This window comes from Streptomyces sp. NBC_01306 (genome assembly GCF_026340465.1).
In the GTDB taxonomy this organism is placed as follows: Bacteria; Actinomycetota; Actinomycetes; order Streptomycetales; family Streptomycetaceae; genus Streptomyces.
This window is the reverse complement of the sequence record NZ_JAPEPC010000001.1, coordinates 5,900,040-5,918,220: the sequence shown is the minus strand read 5'-3', so window position 1 is coordinate 5,918,220 and position 18,181 is coordinate 5,900,040. Positions and strand designations below refer to the sequence as shown.

The following is an 18,181-nucleotide window of genomic DNA, read 5'->3' as shown; positions in this document are numbered from 1 at the left end:
CGGGCCCCTGCACGATCCGCGCCCCGCCCGCTTCGTAGACTCCCCCGTATGAGTACAGATCCCGCCGTTGAGGTACGCGGCCTCGTCAAGCGGTACGGCGCCAAGACCGCTGTGGACGGCCTGGACCTCACGGTCGGCGCGGGCACTGTCACCGCCGTACTCGGGCCCAACGGCGCAGGCAAGACCACCACCGTCGAGACCTGCGAGGGCTACCGCCGCGCCGACGCCGGCACCGTCCGGGTCCTGGGTCTCGACCCGGTGGCCGACGCGGCCCGGCTGCGCCCCCGGATCGGGGTGATGCTCCAGTCCGGCGGCGTCTACTCCGGCGCCCGCGCCGACGAGATGCTGCGCCACATGGCGAAACTGCACGCGCACCCCCTCGATGTCGACTCGCTCATCGAGCGGCTCGGCCTGGAGAGCTGCGGCCGCACGACGTACCGCAGGCTCTCCGGCGGGCAGCAGCAGCGGCTCGCCCTCGCGATGGCCGTCGTGGGCCGCCCCGAGCTGATCTTCCTGGACGAGCCGACCGCCGGCCTCGACCCGCAGGCCCGCAGGTCCACCTGGGATCTCGTACGGGAGCTGCGCGCGGACGGGGTGACGACGGTGCTCACCACCCACTTCATGGACGAGGCCGAGCAGCTCGCCGACGAGGTGGCGATCATCGACGCGGGCCGGGCCGTCGTGCACGGCACCCCCGAGCAGCTCTGCCGCGGCGGCGCCGAGAACACCCTGCGCTTCGGCGGACGGCCCGGGCTCGACGTCGGCTCGCTGCTGAAGGCGCTCCCGGACGGCTCGGCGGCGGCCGAGCTGACCCCGGGCGCCTACCGGATCACCGGTACGGTCGACCCCCAGCTGCTCGCCACCGTCACCTCCTGGTGCGCCCAGCACGGTGTGCTGCCGGACCGCATCTCGGTCGAGCGCCACACCCTCGAAGATGTCTTCCTGGAACTGACCGGCAAGGAGCTGCGCGCATGAGCGCCGGTACGTACACCCCGCGGCCGGGGGCGGCCCCGCTGTCCCGCATGATCACCGCGCAGACCGCCTTCGAGACGAAGATGCTGCTGCGCAACGGTGAGCAGCTGCTGCTGACCGTGATCATCCCGTCGCTGCTGCTGGTCCTCTTCTCCGCGGTCGACATCGTCGACACCGGTGCCGGCAAGTCCGTGGACTTCCTGGCCCCGGGCATCCTGGCACTCGCCGTGATGTCCACGGCCTTCACCGGGCAGGCCATCGCGACCGGTTTCGAGCGCAGGTACGGGGTGCTCAAGCGGCTCGGCGCCTCACCGCTCCCCCGCTGGGCGCTGATGGCCTCCAAGACGCTGGCCGTGATCGTCACCGAGGTCCTGCAGATCGTCCTGCTGACCGTGATCGCGCTGCTGCTCGGCTGGTCGCCGCACGGCAACCCGTTCGCCGTCCTGCTGCTGCTCGTCCTCGGTACGGCCGCCTTCTCGGGCCTGGGCCTGCTGATGGCGGGGACGCTCAAGGCGGAGGCCACGCTGGCCGCGGCCAACCTCGTCTTCCTGCTGCTGCTCGTCGGCGGCGGGGTGATCGTGCCGATGGACAAGTTCCCCGGTGGCGTCAGGTCCGTACTGGAGCTGCTGCCGGTCTCGGCGCTCTCCGACGGCCTGCGGGACGTCCTGCAGCACGGCGCTTCGATGCCGTGGGGCGATCTGGGGATCGTCGCGGTGTGGGCGGTGCTCGGACTGGGCGCGGCCGCCCGGTACTTCCGATGGGAGTAGAAAGCGCCCCCTCGTGAAAGTACGCACAAGCGCCCGGCCTACGATGTCCCCGTGCCGAAACTGACCCGCGCCGAAGCCGTTGGCGCCGTGCGCAATCCACTCGCCTTCATCGCCGACCGCTGGACTCCGGGCCCCCGGACCGTGCAGCGCGCGGCGCTCTCGGCCGTCGTGCTGGCTGTGATCATCATCGTCGCCGGCGGGGCAGTGCGGCTCACGGGTTCCGGCCTCGGCTGCCCGACCTGGCCCAAGTGCACCGACCAGAGCCTCACCACGACCAGCGCGATGGGCTTCCACGGAGCCATCGAGTTCTCCAACCGGATGCTGACGTACGTCCTGTGCGCGGCGGTCGGCTGGACGATCATCGCCGCCCGCTCGGAGAAGCCGTGGCGGCGCTCGGTGACCCGGCTCGGCTGGGCCCAGTTCTGGGTGGTCATGGGCAACGCCGTGCTGGGCGGCATCGTGGTGCTGGTCGGCCTGAACCCGTACACCGTGGCCCTGCACTTCCTGCTGGCCACCGCGCTGCTCACGGTCGCCGTGGTGACCTGGCAGCGGGTCCGTGAGGGCGACGGCGCACCCCGCCCCCTGGTGGGCAGGGCGGTCGTCCAGCTGACCTGGCTGCTCGTCGTGGCGTCGGCCGGGCTGATCGCGGTCGGTACGGTCGTCTCGGGAGCGGGGCGGCACGCGGGCGACACCAGCGAGGTGGAGCGCATCCCGGTCGACTGGGCGATGATCGCGCAGCTGCACGCCGACTTCGCCTGGGTCGTGGTGGCGCTCACCGCGGCGCTCTGGTTCGTACTGAAGGCGGTGGACGCGCCTGTCGGACCGCTGCACCGGGCCCGCGATCTCTTCCTGATCCTGATGGGCCAGGGCGTGATCGGCTACGTCCAGTACTTCACGCACACCCCCGAGGTCCTGGTCGGGCTGCACATGTTCGGCGCATCGCTGGTGTGGATCGGTGTACTGCGGGTGCTGCTCTCGCTCCGCGAGCGGCCGCTGTCCGGTGCGGAGATCCCCGCGCAGTCGGAGAACTCGGCGCTCACCGCCGTCTAGAACCGGCCCCGGACTCTAGCTGTCCGGCCCTTCGAGGCCGTAGACGCGGCGCGCGTTGCCTGCCGCGATCATTCCGGCGACCCGTGTCGCGTCGGTGTGCGACCAGGCGCCGTCCTCGACCCAGCCGCCCAGCGTCCGGGCCAGCGCTTCCCGGAACACCCGCGCACGCACCACATGCAGCTCGGGGAGCCCCCGGGCGCCGCTGGAGAACAGCAGCTTCCCGAACGGCGCCAGCTCCAGGATCTCCGCGAGCACGACAGCGGCCCGCGCCCCCGTGTGCGCCAGGGCCGGGCCCAGGTCTGCGTACACATGCGGGTGGACGCTCGCCAGCTGCGCTGCCTGCCGGTGGTACGGATAGCCGTGCAGCAGCACCAGATCGGTGCCGAGTCCGGTCGCGGCGACGATGAGGTCCGTCAGCAGCAGCGGGTCACCCGCCCCGATGTGCAGCTGGAGCGGGCGGCCGGACGCGACGGCGTTCCACAGCAGATGGCGCAGCAGCACCGGATCGGTGAGGCTGCCGCCGACCTGTCGGTCCGCGAGCCAGCGCCCCGCGGCGCCGCGCACCTCGCCGGCGCCCGGCGGGTCGGGCGCCAGGGCGAGTCCGTGCCGTACCGGGGCCACCGAGCTGAAGGCCACGGCGGAGCCGGCCGCTCCGTGCACCGCCTCGGCCAGATTCGCGAGGAAGGAGTCGACGGTGCCCGAGGTGTCGGCGACCTGCTCGGCGAGGAGTTCGAGGCGGACGATCTCGTGGGCGTCGGCGTCGCCGGCCGATGCCATCTCGGCGGGACCCGTGAGATCGCCCGGCAGCCCGGTGTCCACCAGATAGGTGCTGATGCCGCTGGAGCGCAGCAGCCGTCTCCCCACCTCCGGCACGCCGAGTTCCCGGCGGCGGGCGAGGTAGCGCGCGGGGGCGCAGTGCGGTTCGAGGCCGAGCAGCGGCGGGCACCAGCGCCGTACGGCGAAGCCGGTCTGGGTGTCGAAGAAGGTGGTGCCGGGGGCGGGCGGCCCGGGGGTGCTGCCGAGGTGCGCCTCGAAGGTCCCAAGGCCGAGTTCGGTGCGGAGCACGCCGTGGCAGTACTGGTCCACCAGGCAGGGTGTCTCGATCATCCGGGCCTCCGCTTCGGGCTGTTCTCCTCCAGCCCTAACGCGGAAACCCGCCCCCAGGTGTTGGCCTCGGCCGCTGCCCTCAGCGGTCTGCGCCGGCCCGGGAGCCGCCGAGCTGGATACCGGCCATCCGCTTCCACTCGTACGGGCCGGTGCGGACCTTGGCCGCGAGATCGCCGTCGAAGGACTCGTGGACGGTGACCCCCGCCTGCTCGGTCGCGCTCTGCGCCATGGCGTACGACGGTGCCACCAGGTCTCCCCAGCCGCCGTCCTCGCCGACCAGCACGATGCGGGCGCCGCGCTCACCGATGTACGCGAGCTGCGCCTCGGCGCCGCCGTGCTCCCGGCCGAAGGCCTGGATCTGCCGGGCGAGCCTGGCCGTCTTCCGGTCGGCTCGGGCGTCCCGCTTCTCGTCAACCTGCGTATCTGCCATGGCCGCATGCTACTAGCGGGTAGTGGGACGCGACATGGGCAGGTGCAGTGGCGTGAACCACTGCACCTGCCCATATCGGGAAGTACCTGAGCGGACCGGACGAGCGTCCGTGCCGCGGGAGAACGCGGGGCCTACCGCAGGAAGGGGTCCACCGCGACCGCCACGAAGAGCAGCGAGACATAGGTGATGGACCAGTGGAAGAGCCGCATCTCCTTGAGCTTGGGGCCCGTCACCCCGTTCTTGGCCCGGTTCCGCAGCGCGTGCGCCTCCCGCAGCCAGAAGGCGCCGGCCAGCACGGCCACCACCGTGTAGAACCAGCCCGTGTAGCCGAGCGGGGTCAGCAGCAGCGAGACGACGACCATCGCCCAGCTGTAGATGACGATCTGCTTGGCCACGACCTGGTTGGTGGCGATCACCGGCAGCATCGGGACCCCGACGCGGGCGTAGTCGTCCTTGACCCGCATCGACAGCGGCCAGTAGTGGGGCGGCGTCCAGAAGAACATCACCAGGAAGAGGATGACCGGGGCCCACGACATCGAGTCCGTGACCGAGGACCAGCCGATGAGCACCGGCATACAGCCCGCGATGCCGCCCCAGACGATGTTCTGCGAGGTGCGGCGCTTGAGGATCATCGTGTAGACGACGACGTAGAAGAGGAGCGCGCCCAGCGAGAGCGCCGCCGAGAACCAGTTGACGAGCAGCCCGAACCAGAGCGTGGAGACGGTGGCCAGCGCGAAGGCGAAGACCAGGCACTCACGCGGCGAGACCATGCCGGTGACCAGCGGACGCTGCGACGTGCGGTCCATCAGCGCGTCGATGTCGCGGTCGATGAACATGTTGAACGCGTTGGCGCCGCCGGCGGAGAGATATCCACCGAAGCAGGTGGCCAGGACGAGCCACAGATTGGGCACGCCCTGCTTGGCGAGGAACATCACCGGAACGGTGGTGATCAGCAGCAGTTCGATGATCCGCGGCTTGGTCAGCGCCACAAAACCCTTGACACGGGCCCCGAATGGCCGATGGGCCCCCGGGCTGGGAGTCAGGACGACCCCTGCGGGTCGGGACTCGACGGCCGTCACGTACACCCCTGACAGAGAATTTCCCAGCAAGTTCCGACCGTGAAGGGCCGGTAAAGACTTGCGCGTACCACGCCACTCTAGACGTTGCCCATACGTCGCCATCCCCGGGGGTGCGGTCGTGTTGGGCCTGTAGTTCGGGGTGGAAAGGGGGGGCTCTTACGAGCGGAGGTGCGCTCTTCGACGGGCGGATCGGCGGCCGCGCCCGCACCCTGGGAAGTGTCTGTCTGCCACCGGCGGGAACTCGAAAAAAGGGGCGTTGCTACGGGGGTAGGCTCGACAACGCCCGGTGCACCGAACGTAACCGGGATTACATATGTGGAGAGGAGCCCTGACCCAGGGTGAGTACCAAGCCGACCACCACTGAACTCGCGTGGACCGAATTGGACCAGCGGGCCGTCGACACCGCCCGCGTGCTGGCCGCGGACGCCGTACAGAAGGTCGGCAACGGCCATCCCGGTACGGCCATGAGCCTGGCCCCGGCCGCGTACACCCTCTTCCAGAAGGTGATGCGGCACGACCCGGCGGACCCCGAGTGGACCGGTCGTGACCGGTTCGTCCTCTCGGCCGGTCACTCCTCGCTGACCCTCTACACCCAGCTCTACCTGGCCGGATTCGGCCTGGAGCTGGCAGACCTCGAAGCGTTCCGTACGTGGGGCTCCAAGACCCCGGGGCACCCGGAGTACGGACACACCACCGGCGTGGAGACCACCACCGGCCCGCTGGGCCAGGGTGTCGCCAACGCCGTGGGCATGGCCATGGCCGCCCGGTACGAGCGCGGTCTCTTCGACCCGGAGGCTGCCCCCGGCACCTCCCCGTTCGACCACTTCATCTACGCGATCGCCGGCGACGGCTGCCTCCAGGAGGGCATCTCGTCCGAGGCGTCCTCGCTCGCCGGCCACCAGAAGCTCGGCAACCTCGTGCTGCTGTGGGACGACAACCACATCTCGATCGAGGGCGACACCGAGACCGCGGTGTCCGAGGACACCTGCGCGCGCTACGAGGCGTACGGCTGGCACGTCCAGCGTGTGGCGCCGAAGGCGAACGGCGACCTCGACCCGGCCGCCCTGTACGCGGCGCTCCAGGCCGCCAAGGCCGAGACCGGGCGCCCGTCGTTCATCGCGATGCGCTCGATCATCGCCTGGCCTGCCCCGCACGCCCAGAACACCGGCGCGGCGCACGGCTCGGCGCTCGGCGACGAAGAGGTCGCCGCGACCAAGAAGATCCTCGGCTTCGACCCGGAGAAGTCCTTCGACGTGTCGGACGAGGTCCTGGCGCACACCCGCGCCCTGCTGGACCGCGGCCGTGAGGCCAGGGCCGTCTGGGAGAAGGGCTTCGCCGCCTGGCGCACCGCCAACCCGGAGCACGCCGCCCGGTTCGACCGGGTCAGGGCGGGCGAGCTGCCCGAGGGCTGGACGAAGGAGCTGCCCGCGTTCGAGACCGGCGCCTCCATCGCCACCCGCGCCGCCTCCGGCAAGGCGCTCGAAGCGCTGGGCACGGTCATCCCGGAGCTGTGGGGCGGCTCGGCCGACCTCGCCGGGTCGAACAACACGACGATCGACAAGACGTCGTCCTTCCTGCCCGAGGGGAACCAGCTGCCGGGCGCCGACCCGTACGGCCGCACGGTCCACTTCGGTATCCGAGAGCACGCCATGGCCGCGGAGATGAACGGCATCGCGCTGCACGGCAACACCCGCATCTACGGCGGCACCTTCCTGGTGTTCTCCGACTACATGCGCAACGCCGTACGGCTCTCCGCCCTGATGCACCTGCCGGTCACCTATGTGTGGACGCACGACTCGGTCGGCGTCGGCGAGGACGGCCCGACCCACCAGCCGGTGGAGCACCTGGCCGCCCTGCGCGCCATCCCGGGCCTGAACCTGATCCGCCCGGCGGACGCCAACGAGACGGTCATCGCCTGGCGCGAGGTCCTCCAGCGCTACACCAAGGTGTTCGGCAAGGGAGCCCCGCACGGCTTCGCGCTGACCCGCCAGGGTGTGCCGGTGTACGAGGCGAACGATGGTGTGGCCAACGGCGGTTACGTGCTGTTCGACGCCGAGGGCGGCGCGCCCGAGGTCGTCCTGATCGGCACCGGCTCCGAGGTCCAGCTGGCCGTCGAGGCGCGTGAGCAGCTCCAGGCCGCCGGCGTTCCGACCCGGGTGGTCTCGATGCCGTGCGTCGAGTGGTTCGAGGAGCAGGACCAGGCGTACCGCGACTCGGTGCTGCCGCCGGCCGTCAAGGCGCGGGTGGCCGTCGAGGCCGGTATCGGTCTGACCTGGTACCGCTTCGTCGGTGACGCGGGCCGGATCGTGTCGCTGGAGCACTACGGTGCGTCCGCCGACGGCAAGGTCCTCTTCCGCGAGTTCGGCTTCACCGCCGAGGCCGTCGCCCAAGCCGCCAGGGAATCGCTCGAAGCCGCAGCGCGCTGACGCTTATATACGAACAAGTAGGAGATGCAATTCCCATGACAGACGCACTCAAGCGCCTCTCCGACGAAGGCGTCGCGATCTGGCTCGACGACCTTTCGCGCAAGCGCATCACATCCGGCAACCTCGCCGAACTGATCGACCAGCAGCACGTGGTGGGTGTCACCACCAACCCGTCGATCTTCCAGAAGGCGATCTCGCAGGGCGACGGCTACGACCAGCAGCTCACCGACCTCGCGGCCCGGAAGGTCACCGTCGAGGAGGCCATCCGCATGATCACGACGGCGGACGTCCGTGACGCCGCCGACATCCTGCGCCCGGTCTTCGACGCGACGGACGGCCAGGACGGCCGGGTCTCCATCGAGGTCGACCCGCGTCTCGCCCACCACACCACGGCCACGGTCGCCGAGGCCAAGCAGCTCGCCTGGCTGGTGGACCGCCCGAACACGCTCATCAAGATCCCGGCGACCAAGGCCGGCCTGCCGGCCATCACCGAGACCATCGGCCGGGGCATCAGCGTCAACGTCACGCTGATCTTCTCGCTGGAGCGTTACCTCGCGGTCATGGACGCCTACCTGGCGGGCCTGGAGAAGGCCAAGGCCGCCGGCCTGGACCTCTCCAAGATCCACTCGGTCGCCTCCTTCTTCGTGTCCCGCGTGGACACCGAGATCGACAAGCGGCTGGACGCCCTGGGCACCGACGAGGCCAAGGCCCTCAAGGGCAAGGCCGCCGTGGCCAACGCGCGGCTCGCCTACCAGGCGTACGAGGAGGTCTTCTCCTCCGACCGCTGGGCCGCCCTCGACAAGGCGCACGCCAACAAGCAGCGTCCGCTGTGGGCGTCGACCGGCGTCAAGGACCCGGCGTACCGCGACACGATGTACGTCGTGGACCTGGTCGCGCCCAACACGGTGAACACCATGCCGGAGGCGACGCTCGACGCCACCGCCGACCATGGCGAGATCACCGGCAACGCGGTTTCCGGCACCTATGAGCAGGCCCGCGCCGAGCTCGATGCCGTGGAGAAGCTCGGGATCTCGTACGACGATGTCGTACAGGTCCTGGAGGACGAGGGTGTCGAGAAGTTCGCGACCTCCTGGAACGACCTGCTCAAGTCCACTGAGGCAGAGCTCGAACGCCTCGCCCCTGCGAAGGGCTGAAACCTTGTCAAGCAGCAACCCGCTGCGTGACGCTGCGGACCGACGGCTCCCGCGTATCGCGGGGCCGTCGGGCCTGGTCATTTTTGGCGTCACGGGTGATTTGTCCCGTAAAAAGCTGATGCCCGCTGTCTACGACCTGGCCAATCGCGGCCTGCTCCCGCCGGGCTTCTCGCTCATCGGGTTCGCGCGCCGCGACTGGGAGGACGAGGACTTCGCCCAGGTGGTCCACGACTCGGTCAAGGAGCACGCCAGGACGCCGTTCCGCGAGGAGGTCTGGCAGCAGCTCATCCAGGGGATGCGCTTCGTCCAGGGCGACTTCGACGACGACGCGGCGTTCGCCACCCTCAAGTCGACGATCGAGGAGCTGGACAAGCAGCAGGGCACCGGAGGCAACTTCGCCTTCTACCTGTCGGTCCCGCCCAAGTTCTTCCCCAAGGTCGTCCAGCAGCTCAAGAAGCACGGTCTCGCCGACCAGCGGAACGGCTCCTGGCGCCGCGCGGTCATCGAGAAGCCGTTCGGCCACGACCTGAAGAGCGCCCAGGAGCTCAACAAGGTCGTGCACGAGGTCTTTCCGCCGAACGAGGTCTTCCGGATCGACCACTACCTCGGCAAGGAGACCGTCCAGAACATCCTGGCGCTCCGCTTCGCCAACACCCTCTTCGAGCCGATCTGGAACCGGTCGTACGTCGACCACGTCCAGATCACCATGGCCGAGGACATCGGCATCGGCGGCCGGGCCGGGTACTACGACGGCATCGGCGCCGCCCGTGACGTCATCCAGAACCACCTGCTCCAGCTGCTCGCGCTGACCGCGATGGAGGAGCCCGCCTCCTTCGACGCCCATGCGCTGGTGGCCGAGAAGACCAAGGTGCTGGGCGCCGTCAGGCTGCCCAAGGACCTCGGCAAGGAGACCGTGCGCGGCCAGTACGCCGCGGGCTGGCAGGGCGGCGAGCAGGCCGTCGGCTACCTCCAGGAAGACGGCATCGACCCCAAGTCGACGACCGACACCTACGCCGCGGTGCGGCTGGAGATCGACAACCGCCGCTGGGCGGGCGTCCCCTTCTACCTCCGCACCGGCAAGCGCCTGGGCCGCCGCGTCACCGAGATCGCCGTGGTCTTCCAGCGCGCCCCGCACTCCCCGTTCGACCACACGGCGACGGAGGAGCTGGGCCAGAACGCGATCGTCATCCGCGTCCAGCCCGACGAGGGCATCACCATGCGGTTCGGCTCCAAGGTGCCCGGCACCTCGATGGAGATCCGGGACGTGTCGATGGACTTCGCGTACGGCGAGTCCTTCACCGAGTCCAGCCCGGAGGCGTACGAGCGGCTCATCCTCGATGTGCTGCTCGGCGACTCGAACCTCTTCCCGCGCCTGGAGGAGGTCGAGCAGTCCTGGCGGATCCTCGACCCGATCGAGGAGTACTGGGACAGCCACGGAAAGCCCGCGCAGTACGAGTCGGGCACCTGGGGACCGGCCGAGGCGGACGAAATGCTCGCACGAGAAGGACGGAGCTGGCGTCGGCCATGAAAATCGATCTGACGGAAACCACAGCCAGCAAGGTCAACAAGGCACTGGTGGAGGGGCGCCGCGCCGTCGGCACCCCCGCCGTCGGCATGGTGCTGACCCTCGTCATCGTGACCGACGAGGAGAACGCCTACGACGCGCTCAAGGCGGCCAACGACGCGTCGCGCGAGCACCCCTCGCGCACCCTCGTGGTCGTCAAGCGGGTCTCCCGCTCCCCGCGCGACCGGGCCGCGGCCCGGCTCGACGCGGAGATCCGGGTCGGTACGGACGCGGGCAGCGGCGAGACCGTCGTCCTGCGGATGTACGGCGAGGTGCTGCACCACGCCCAGTCGGTGGTGCTGCCGCTGCTGCTGCCGGACGCCCCCGTGGTGGTCTGGTGGCCGGTGAACGCGCCGCTCGACCCGGCGAAGGACCCGCTCGGTGCGCTCGGCCAGCGCCGTGTCACCGACTCGTACGCCGCCGAGCAGCCCATCGCCGAGCTCTCGGGCCGCGCCGCCGCCTACACCCCGGGCGACACGGACCTGGCATGGTCGCGCATCACCCCCTGGCGTTCGATGCTCGCCGCGGCGCTGGACCAGGTGCCGAGCCGGGTGAAGGGCGCCGAGGTGGAGGGCGAGGAGTTCAATCCGAGCTGTGAGCTGCTCGCGATGTGGCTCGCCGACCGGCTCGACGTACCGGTGACCCGTTCCATCTCGTCCGGACCCGGTCTCACGGCCGTACGGATGCAGACGGACCACGGCGAGATCGTGCTGGACCGCCCCGACGGTTCGCTGGCCACGCTCTGCATGGAGGGCCAGCCGGACCGCGCGGTGGCGCTGAAGCGCCGGGAGACCTCGGAGCTGCTCGCCGAGGAGCTGCGCAGGCTGGACCCGGACGACACCTACGCGGCCTCGCTGAAGTACGGCGTGGACCGGCTGGTCACCCCCGCGCCGAAGCAGGATGGCGGGGACACGGCCGAGGGGGCGGAGAAGCCCGAGAAGGCCGCCGCCGCGAAGAAGGCACCCGCAAAGAAGGCGGCGTCGAAGTGAGTGCGCCGCAGCTCGTCGTCCACCGCGACAAGGAGCTGATGGCCCAGGCCGCGGCGGCCCGGCTGATCACGAAGATCGTGGACGCCCAGGCCGCCCGCGGCTCCGCTTCGGTGGTGCTCACCGGCGGGCGCAACGGCAACGGGCTGCTCGCGGCCCTCGCCGAGGCGCCCGCGCGGGACGCCGTCGACTGGTCGCGGATCGACCTGTGGTGGGGCGACGAGCGCTTCCTGCCGGAGGGCGACCCCGAGCGGAACGTCACCCAGGCGCGGGCCGCGCTGCTCGACTCGGTGGGCGTGGCCCCCGAGCGGGTGCACGCCATGGCCGCTTCGGACGGCCCGTACGGCAGCGACGTGGAGGCGGCCGCCGCTTCGTACGCGGCGGAGCTGGCCGCGGCGGCGGGTCCTGAGGACCACGGCGACGTGCCGTCGTTCGACGTGCTGATGCTGGGGGTGGGCCCGGACGCGCATGTGGCCTCGCTCTTCCCCGAGCTCCCGGCCGTACGGGAGACCGTACGCACCGTCGTGGGCGTGCACGGTGCGCCCAAGCCGCCGCCGGTGCGGCTGTCGCTGACGCTGCCCGCGATCCGGGCCGCACGTGAGGTGTGGCTGCTCGCGGCGGGCGAGGACAAGGCGGGGGCCGCGGCTCTCGCCCTCTCCGGGGCCGGCGAGGTCCAGGCCCCGGCAGCGGGCGCCCGGGGCCGCAGCAGGACGCTGTGGCTCCTCGACACGGCGGCCGCTTCGCAGCTGCCGCCGCAGCTCTACGCGCCGGCCACCGCCTGACACCGGCCGGGCGCCGTACGGAACAGGACCGGCCCGCACTCCCTGCCGAGGGGGGTGCGGGCCGGTCCTGCTGTGTCCGTACCGCGCTGCTACTGCTTGGCCCGCAGCGCGCGGTAGGTGTCGACCAGCGTGGCGGTGGAGCTGTCCAGGTCAGCGCCGCCCTTGCCGCCGGTGATGACGGACTCGATCTTCTTGGCGAGCACCTTGCCGAGCTCGACGCCCCACTGGTCGAAGGAGTCGATGTTCCAGATCGCGCCCTGGACGAAGACCTTGTGCTCGTAGAGCGCGATCAGCTGGCCCAGGACCGACGGGGTGAGCGCATCGGCGAGGATCGTGGACGTCGGGTGGTTGCCGCGGAACGTCTTGTGCGGGACCAGCTCCTCGGCGACGCCCTCGGCCCGTACCTCGTCGGGTGTCTTGCCGAAGGCCAGGGCCTGGGTCTGGGCGATGAAGTTCGCCATCAGGAGGTCGTGCTGGCCCGCCAGACCCGCCGTCAGGTCGTCGACGGGCTTGGCGAAGCCGATGAAGTCCGCCGGGACGACCTTGGTGCCCTGGTGCAGCAACTGGTAGTACGCGTGCTGGCCGTTGGTGCCCGGCGTCCCCCAGACCACGGGCCCCGTCTGCCAGTCGACCGGATTGCCGTCACGGTCGACGGACTTGCCGTTGGACTCCATGTCCAGCTGCTGGAGGTACGCGGTGAACTTGGAGAGGTAGTGCGAGTACGGCAGGACCGCGTGCGACTGGGCGTCGAAGAACGCGCCGTACCAGACGCCCAGCAGGCCCAGCAGGAGCGGGATGTTCTCCTCGGGCGGCGCGGTGCGGAAGTGCTCGTCGATCTGGTGGAAACCGTCGAGCATCTCCCGGAAGCGCTCCGGGCCGATCGCGATCATCAGCGAGAGGCCGATCGCCGAGTCGTACGAGTACCGCCCGCCGACCCAGTCCCAGAACTCGAACATGTTGGCCGTGTCGATACCGAAGTCCGCGACCTTCTCCGCGTTCGTCGACAGCGCCACGAAGTGCTTGGCCACCGCGTCCTGATCGGCCCTCAGATTCGTCAGCAGCCAGTTGCGCGCGGAGGTCGCGTTGGTGATGGTCTCGATGGTGGTGAAGGTCTTGGAGGCGATGATGAAAAGCGTCTCCGCCGGGTCCAAGTCCCTTACGGCCTCGTGCAGATCGGCCCCGTCGACGTTCGAGACGAAGCGGAACTGGAGGTTGCGGTCGGTGAAGGAGCGCAGCGCCTCGTACGCCATCGCGGGGCCCAGGTCCGAGCCGCCGATGCCGATGTTGACGACGGTCCTGATGCGCTTGCCGGTGTGGCCGGTCCACTCCCCCGACCTGACCTTGTCGGAGAAGGCCGCCATCTTGTCGAGCACGGCGTGCACGGCGGGCACCACGTTCTCGCCGTCCACCTCGACCACCGCGCCGCGCGGGGCGCGGAGCGCGGTGTGCAGCACCGCGCGGTCCTCAGTGGTGTTGATCTTCTCGCCGCGGAACATCGCGTCACGCAGCCCGGCCACCCCGGCGGCGTCGGCCAGCTCGCGCAGCAGGCCGAGCGTCTCGCCGGTCACCAGGTGCTTGGAGTAGTCGAGATACAGGTCGCCCGCCCGGAGGGTGTAGGTGCGCCCTCGCTCCGGATCCCTGTCGAACAGCTCCCGCAGACGCGTGTCGCCCAGCTGCTCCCGGTGCTTGCCCAGAGCTGTCCACTCGGGCATCTGGTTGAGCCTGGTACGGCCTTCTGCGTTCATCTCGGACATCAGTCCATTCTTCTCGTACCTGCGTACATGCCCCGCTCCGTCCAACCTAATTGATCCGGCGCACGAGCGTCGCGACCAGCGCTCCCGGCTATGGGCAGTGGCCGCTACGCAGTCCGGCCGGACACCCGAGTGGGTTCCGGCCGGAATTCACGCTGTCAGATCTCGCCCCGCAGTTTCGCGAGGGCCTCGGCGAGGATCGCCTCACCGTCCTCGTCACTGCGCCGCTCGCGCACGTAGGCGAGGTGCGTCTTGTACGGCTCGGTGCGCGGCGGGTCCGGGGGGTTGTCGCTGTCCTGACCGGCCGGGAACCCACAGCGCGGGCAGTCCCAGGTCTCCGGAACCTGCGCATCGTGGGCGAAGCTCGGCTGCGTCTCGTGCCCGTTCGAGCACCAGAAGGAGATGCGGAGGCGCGGTGCGGACTCGCCCCGCTCGGCCTCCCCCATCGGCCCCGCTCCGACCCGGCTTCCCCGGATCGCGTTGCCACTTGCCACGGTCGTAACTCCCTGCGTGATGGTGCTCGAAGATGCCCCAGTCTACGGAAGGCCCAACGCGCGTCCAGTGATTGGAGTTACACCCCCGCACCGAAACGCGGGCAACACGCGGAGAGAACGTGGATACGGACGGTCAGTTCTTCAGCTTCATCAGCAGGCCGAGTACGACGATGCACGCGAACCACAGCAGGGCCAGCACCACGGTGATGCGGTCGAGGTTGCGCTCGGCGACCGAGGAGCCACCGACGGACGACTGCATACCGCCACCGAACATGTCGGAGAGGCCGCCGCCCTTCCCCTTGTGCATCAGCACCAGCAGCATCAGCAGCAGGCTGAAGACGATCAGGGCGATCGAGAACCCCAGAATCACGGCTGGACCAACTTCCTCGGAACTCAAAACGGACGAAGGGGCCGGACGGCTGCTGCCAGCCGTCTCGGCCCCGCAAGGGTACGACGGATCCGCGCTAGCGCATACTCACTGGTCGCGGAACCGGACGATCTTGACGAACTCGTCGGCGTCGAGGGCGGCGCCGCCGATCAGCGCACCGTCCACATCGGGCTGCGCCATGATCGCGGCCACGTTCCCGGACTTGACGGAGCCGCCGTACTGGATGCGGACCTTGTCGGCCAGCTCCTGCGAGTACAGCTCGGCCAGCCGGCCGCGGATCGCCCCGCAGACCTCCTGGGCGTCCTCGGGGGTGGCGACCTCGCCGGTGCCGATGGCCCAGACCGGCTCGTACGCGATCACGATCGACTCGGCCTGGTCGGCCGGGATGTCCTTGAGCCCGCCGTCGAGCTGGCCCAGCGTGTACTCGACCTGCTGGCCGGCCTTGCGGACGTCCAGGCCCTCGCCGACGCAGAGGATCGGGGTGATGCCGTGCTTGTAGGCGGCCTTGACCTTGGCGTTGCAGATCTCGTCGGTCTCGGCGTGGTACTGGCGGCGCTCGCTGTGGCCGACGGCCACATAGGCGCACTTGAGCTTGGCCAGCATCGGCCCGGAGATCTCACCGGTGTACGCGCCGGAGTCGTGCGCCGAGATGTCCTGGGCGCCGTACTTGATCTTGATCTTGTCGCCGTCGACGAGTGTCTGGACGGAGCGCAGGTCCACGAAGGGCGGCAGGACCGCCACCTCGACGGCGTCGTAGTCCTTGTCGGTGATCGCGAAGGAGAGCTTCTGGACGTGCGCGATGGCCTCAAGGTGGTTGAGGTTCATCTTCCAGTTGCCCGCCATCAGCGGGGTGCGGGTGCTCTGATTTGTCATGAGGTTGTCAGTTCTCCAGTGCGGCGAGGCCGGGAAGCGTCTTGCCCTCAAGGTATTCGAGGCTGGCACCGCCACCGGTCGAGATGTGTCCGAACTTGTTCTCGTCGAAGCCCAGGATGCGGACCGCGGCGGCGGAGTCACCGCCTCCGACGACCGTGAAGGCCTGGCTGTCGAGGAGCGCCTGCGCGACAGCGCGGGTGCCGTCGGCGTAGTCGGGGTGCTCGAAGACGCCCATCGGGCCGTTCCAGAAGACGGTGGCCGCGTCGGCGAGCTTCGATGCGTAGAGCTTGTTGGTCTCGGGGCCGTTGTCCAGACCCATCCGCCCGGCCGGGATCGCGTCCGCGGGAACGGTTTCGGGGTGTGTCGGCTCCTTGGCCTTGAGGTCGGGGAACTCCGCGGAGACCACGACGTCGACCGGGAGCACGAACTCCACCCCCTTGGCCTTGGCGCGCTCCAGGTATTCGCGGACCACCGGGATCTGGTCCTCCTGGAGGAGGGAGCTGCCGACCTCGTGGCCCTGGGCCTTGAGGAAGGTGTACGCCATGCCGCCGCCGATGAGGATGCGGTCGGCCCGGTCGAGCAGGTGGTCGATGACGCCGAGCTTGTCGGAGACCTTGGCGCCGCCGAGGACCACGGCGTACGGGCGCTTGACGTCGGACGTCAGCTTCTTCAGGACGGCGACCTCGGTGGCGATGAGGTAGCCGGCGGCGTGCGGCAGGCGGGCCGGGAGGTCGTAGACCGAGGCGTGCTTGCGGTGCACGGCGCCGAAGCCGTCGCCGACGTAGACATCGGCCAGCTCGGCGAGCCGGTCGGCGAAGGCGCCGCGCTCGGCGTCGTCCTTCGAGGTCTCACCGGCGTTGAAGCGGAGGTTCTCGATGACGGCGACCTGGCCGTCCTTGAGAGCGGCGACGGTGGCTTTGGCGGAATCGCCGACCGTGTCGGTCGCGAACGCGACGTCGGCGCCGAGGAGTTCACCGAGGCGCGCCGCCGCGGGCGCGAGCGAGAACGCCGGGTCCGGGGCGCCCTTCGGGCGGCCGAGGTGCGAGGCGACGACGACACGGGCGCCGGCCTCCGCGAGCTTGGCCACCGTCGGCTGGACGGCACGGATCCGGCCGTCGTCGGTGATGGTGGTGCCGGAGAGCGGCACATTGAGGTCGGCGCGGACGAATACCCGCTTGCCCGCGACCCCTTCGGCGAGAAGTTCGTCGATGGTCTTCATGGGTTCCTGGACTCCTTGGACGATCTGGACAGGCCACGGGGCCCGGACCGCGCTTCGTCGCGCAGTCCGGGCCCCGTGCTCACATCGAGTTGCCTACCGGCCCGTGCTCAGAGCTGGTTGCCGACAAAGACGGTCAGGTCGACCAGGCGGTTGGAGTAGCCCCACTCGTTGTCGTACCAGCCGATGACCTTGACGCTCTTGCCCTGGACCATGGTCAGGGAGGAGTCGAAGGTGCAGGACGCCGGCCAGTTGACGATGTCCGAGGAGACGATCGGGTCCTCGGTGTAGTCGAGGAGGCCCTTGAGCTGGCCCTCGGAGGCCTTCTGGAACGCGGCGTTGACCTCGTCCTTGGTCACCTCGCGCTCCAGCTCGATGACCAGGTCGGTCACGGAGCCGGTCGGGACCGGGACGCGCATCGCGATGCCGTCGAGCTTGCCCTCAAGCTCCGGGATGACCAGCGCGGTGGCCTTGGCGGCACCCGTGGTGGTCGGAATGATGTTCTCGGCGGCGGCGCGGGCGCGGCGCAGGTCCGAGTGCGGGTAGTCCAGGATGCGCTGGTCGTTGGTGTACGCGTGGACCGTCGTCATCATGCCCTTGACGATGCCGAAGTTCTCCAGGAGAACCTTGGCCATCGGCGCCACACAGTTGGTGGTGCAGGAGGCGTTGGAGATGACGTTGTGCTTGGCCGCGTCGTACTTGTCCTGGTTGACGCCCATCACGATGGTGATGTCCTCGCCCTTGGCCGGAGCCGAGATGAGGACCTTCTTGGCGCCGCCGGCGATGTGCTTCTCGGCATCGGCCTTCTTCGTGAAGAAGCCGGTCGACTCGATCACGATGTCGACGCCCAGCTGACCCCAGGGGATGTCGGCCGGGTTGCGCTCGGACAGCACCTTGATGGTGTGGCCGTCAACGGTGATGGTGTCTGCGGTGTGCGTGACCTCGGCCTTGAGACGGCCCAGAATCGTGTCGTACTTCAGCAGATGCGCGGTGGTCGCGGTGTCACCCAGGTCGTTGACAGCCACGATCTCGATGTCAGCACCCTGCTCCAGCAGCGCGCGGAAGTAGTTACGACCGATGCGGCCAAAGCCGTTGATGCCTACGCGGATCGTCACGAACTCGATCTCCTCGTTGGTACGCCG

The 18,181-nt window shown here is 69.7% G+C and carries 17 protein-coding genes; 8 read left to right on the top strand and 9 right to left on the bottom strand.

Features of this window, described 5'->3' with window-relative positions; all coding sequences use genetic code 11:
- Positions 1 to 48: 48 nt before the first annotated feature.
- Genes OG385_RS26055 through OG385_RS26045 form a run of 3 tightly spaced genes read left to right on the top strand, consistent with a single transcriptional unit; the run spans position 49 to position 2,789 of the window.
- Entirely contained in the window at positions 49 to 975 is a 927-nt protein-coding gene (locus OG385_RS26055; RefSeq protein WP_266858154.1) for an ABC transporter ATP-binding protein, read from the top strand.
- Positions 972 to 1,739 (top strand): ABC transporter permease, encoded by a 768-nt coding sequence (locus OG385_RS26050; RefSeq protein ID WP_266858152.1) that lies wholly within the window; start codon positions 972 to 974, stop codon positions 1,737 to 1,739. The genes OG385_RS26055 and OG385_RS26050 overlap by 4 nt, the downstream gene beginning before the upstream one ends.
- Positions 1,740 to 1,790: 51 nt before the next feature.
- Entirely contained in the window at positions 1,791 to 2,789 is a 999-nt protein-coding gene (locus tag OG385_RS26045) for a heme A synthase (RefSeq protein ID WP_266858150.1), read from the top strand.
- A 15-nt stretch (positions 2,790 to 2,804) separates the two neighbouring features.
- Here the strand turns inward: OG385_RS26045 and OG385_RS26040 are convergent, their stop codons facing one another.
- From OG385_RS26040 to OG385_RS26030, 3 genes are all read right to left on the bottom strand, one after another.
- Positions 2,805 to 3,896, bottom strand: a complete 1,092-nt coding sequence (locus tag OG385_RS26040; RefSeq protein ID WP_266858148.1) for an amidohydrolase family protein — start codon at positions 3,894 to 3,896, stop codon at positions 2,805 to 2,807.
- Between the two features lie 79 nt (positions 3,897 to 3,975).
- Positions 3,976 to 4,326: a hypothetical protein gene (locus tag OG385_RS26035; protein ID WP_266858146.1), complete on the bottom strand. Its 351-nt coding sequence runs from the start codon at positions 4,324 to 4,326 to the stop codon at positions 3,976 to 3,978.
- 131 nt (positions 4,327 to 4,457) lie between these two features.
- Entirely contained in the window at positions 4,458 to 5,405 is a 948-nt protein-coding gene (locus tag OG385_RS26030) for a heme o synthase (RefSeq protein ID WP_266858144.1), read from the bottom strand.
- Between the two features lie 338 nt (positions 5,406 to 5,743).
- Between OG385_RS26030 and tkt the strand changes: the two genes are divergently transcribed.
- Genes tkt through pgl form a run of 5 tightly spaced genes read left to right on the top strand, consistent with a single transcriptional unit; the run spans position 5,744 to position 12,317 of the window.
- The gene (gene tkt / locus OG385_RS26025) at positions 5,744 to 7,831 is read left to right on the top strand and encodes a transketolase (RefSeq protein ID WP_266858142.1); all 2,088 of its coding nucleotides are present in this window, start codon (positions 5,744 to 5,746) and stop codon (positions 7,829 to 7,831) included.
- A 35-nt stretch (positions 7,832 to 7,866) separates the two neighbouring features.
- Positions 7,867 to 8,985 carry a transaldolase gene (gene tal / locus OG385_RS26020; RefSeq protein WP_266858140.1) on the top strand — a complete coding sequence of 373 codons (1,119 nt, stop codon included), beginning with the start codon at positions 7,867 to 7,869 and terminating at the stop codon, positions 8,983 to 8,985.
- Between the two features lie 4 nt (positions 8,986 to 8,989).
- On the top strand, positions 8,990 to 10,513 hold the full coding sequence (zwf, locus tag OG385_RS26015) for a glucose-6-phosphate dehydrogenase (protein ID WP_266858138.1): 1,524 nt from the start codon (positions 8,990 to 8,992) through the stop codon (positions 10,511 to 10,513).
- Positions 10,510 to 11,538 carry a glucose-6-phosphate dehydrogenase assembly protein OpcA gene (gene opcA / locus OG385_RS26010; RefSeq protein ID WP_266858136.1) on the top strand — a complete coding sequence of 343 codons (1,029 nt, stop codon included), beginning with the start codon at positions 10,510 to 10,512 and terminating at the stop codon, positions 11,536 to 11,538. Before zwf ends, opcA begins: the two co-directional genes overlap by 4 nt.
- Positions 11,535 to 12,317, top strand: coding sequence for a 6-phosphogluconolactonase (gene pgl, locus OG385_RS26005; RefSeq protein WP_266858134.1), 783 nt, complete (start codon positions 11,535 to 11,537; stop codon positions 12,315 to 12,317). The genes opcA and pgl overlap by 4 nt, the downstream gene beginning before the upstream one ends.
- 89 nt (positions 12,318 to 12,406) lie before the next feature.
- On the opposite strand, the gene pgi is transcribed toward pgl, so the two are convergent.
- The 6 genes from pgi to gap all read right to left on the bottom strand — a co-directional run bounded on the left by pgi (position 12,407) and on the right by gap (position 18,154).
- A complete protein-coding gene (gene pgi, locus OG385_RS26000) occupies positions 12,407 to 14,062 on the bottom strand; it encodes a glucose-6-phosphate isomerase (RefSeq protein WP_266861168.1) in 1,656 nt (551 codons plus the stop codon).
- Between the two features lie 164 nt (positions 14,063 to 14,226).
- The gene (locus OG385_RS25995) at positions 14,227 to 14,562 is read right to left on the bottom strand and encodes an RNA polymerase-binding protein RbpA (RefSeq protein ID WP_164263395.1); all 336 of its coding nucleotides are present in this window, start codon (positions 14,560 to 14,562) and stop codon (positions 14,227 to 14,229) included.
- Between the two features lie 133 nt (positions 14,563 to 14,695).
- A complete protein-coding gene (gene secG, locus OG385_RS25990) occupies positions 14,696 to 14,932 on the bottom strand; it encodes a preprotein translocase subunit SecG (protein ID WP_266858131.1) in 237 nt (78 codons plus the stop codon).
- A gap of 105 nt (positions 14,933 to 15,037) precedes the next feature.
- On the bottom strand, positions 15,038 to 15,823 hold the full coding sequence (tpiA, locus tag OG385_RS25985; RefSeq protein WP_266858130.1) for a triose-phosphate isomerase: 786 nt from the start codon (positions 15,821 to 15,823) through the stop codon (positions 15,038 to 15,040).
- A 7-nt stretch (positions 15,824 to 15,830) separates the two neighbouring features.
- Positions 15,831 to 17,042 carry a phosphoglycerate kinase gene (pgk, locus tag OG385_RS25980; protein ID WP_266858129.1) on the bottom strand — a complete coding sequence of 404 codons (1,212 nt, stop codon included), beginning with the start codon at positions 17,040 to 17,042 and terminating at the stop codon, positions 15,831 to 15,833.
- A 107-nt stretch (positions 17,043 to 17,149) separates the two neighbouring features.
- A complete protein-coding gene (gap, locus tag OG385_RS25975) occupies positions 17,150 to 18,154 on the bottom strand; it encodes a type I glyceraldehyde-3-phosphate dehydrogenase (RefSeq protein WP_266858128.1) in 1,005 nt (334 codons plus the stop codon).
- Between the last annotated feature and the right edge of the window lie 27 nt (positions 18,155 to 18,181).

What these genes read in the sequence shown, in the direction of transcription:
- OG385_RS26055 (WP_266858154.1), top strand. Translation starts at nt 49, where the DNA reads ATGAGTACAGATCCCGCCGTTGAGGTACGCGGCCTCGTCAAGCGGTAC.
- OG385_RS26050 (WP_266858152.1), top strand. Translation starts at nt 972, where the DNA reads ATGAGCGCCGGTACGTACACCCCGCGGCCGGGGGCGGCCCCGCTGTCC.
- pgi (WP_266861168.1), bottom strand. Translation starts at nt 14,062, where the DNA reads ATGAACGCAGAAGGCCGTACCAGGCTCAACCAGATGCCCGAGTGGACA.
- pgk (WP_266858129.1), bottom strand. Translation starts at nt 17,042, where the DNA reads ATGAAGACCATCGACGAACTTCTCGCCGAAGGGGTCGCGGGCAAGCGG.
- OG385_RS26035 (WP_266858146.1), bottom strand. Translation starts at nt 4,326, where the DNA reads ATGGCAGATACGCAGGTTGACGAGAAGCGGGACGCCCGAGCCGACCGG.
- tal (WP_266858140.1), top strand. Translation starts at nt 7,867, where the DNA reads ATGACAGACGCACTCAAGCGCCTCTCCGACGAAGGCGTCGCGATCTGG.
- OG385_RS26040 (WP_266858148.1), bottom strand. Translation starts at nt 3,896, where the DNA reads ATGATCGAGACACCCTGCCTGGTGGACCAGTACTGCCACGGCGTGCTC.
- tpiA (WP_266858130.1), bottom strand. Translation starts at nt 15,823, where the DNA reads ATGACAAATCAGAGCACCCGCACCCCGCTGATGGCGGGCAACTGGAAG.
- opcA (WP_266858136.1), top strand. Translation starts at nt 10,510, where the DNA reads ATGAAAATCGATCTGACGGAAACCACAGCCAGCAAGGTCAACAAGGCA.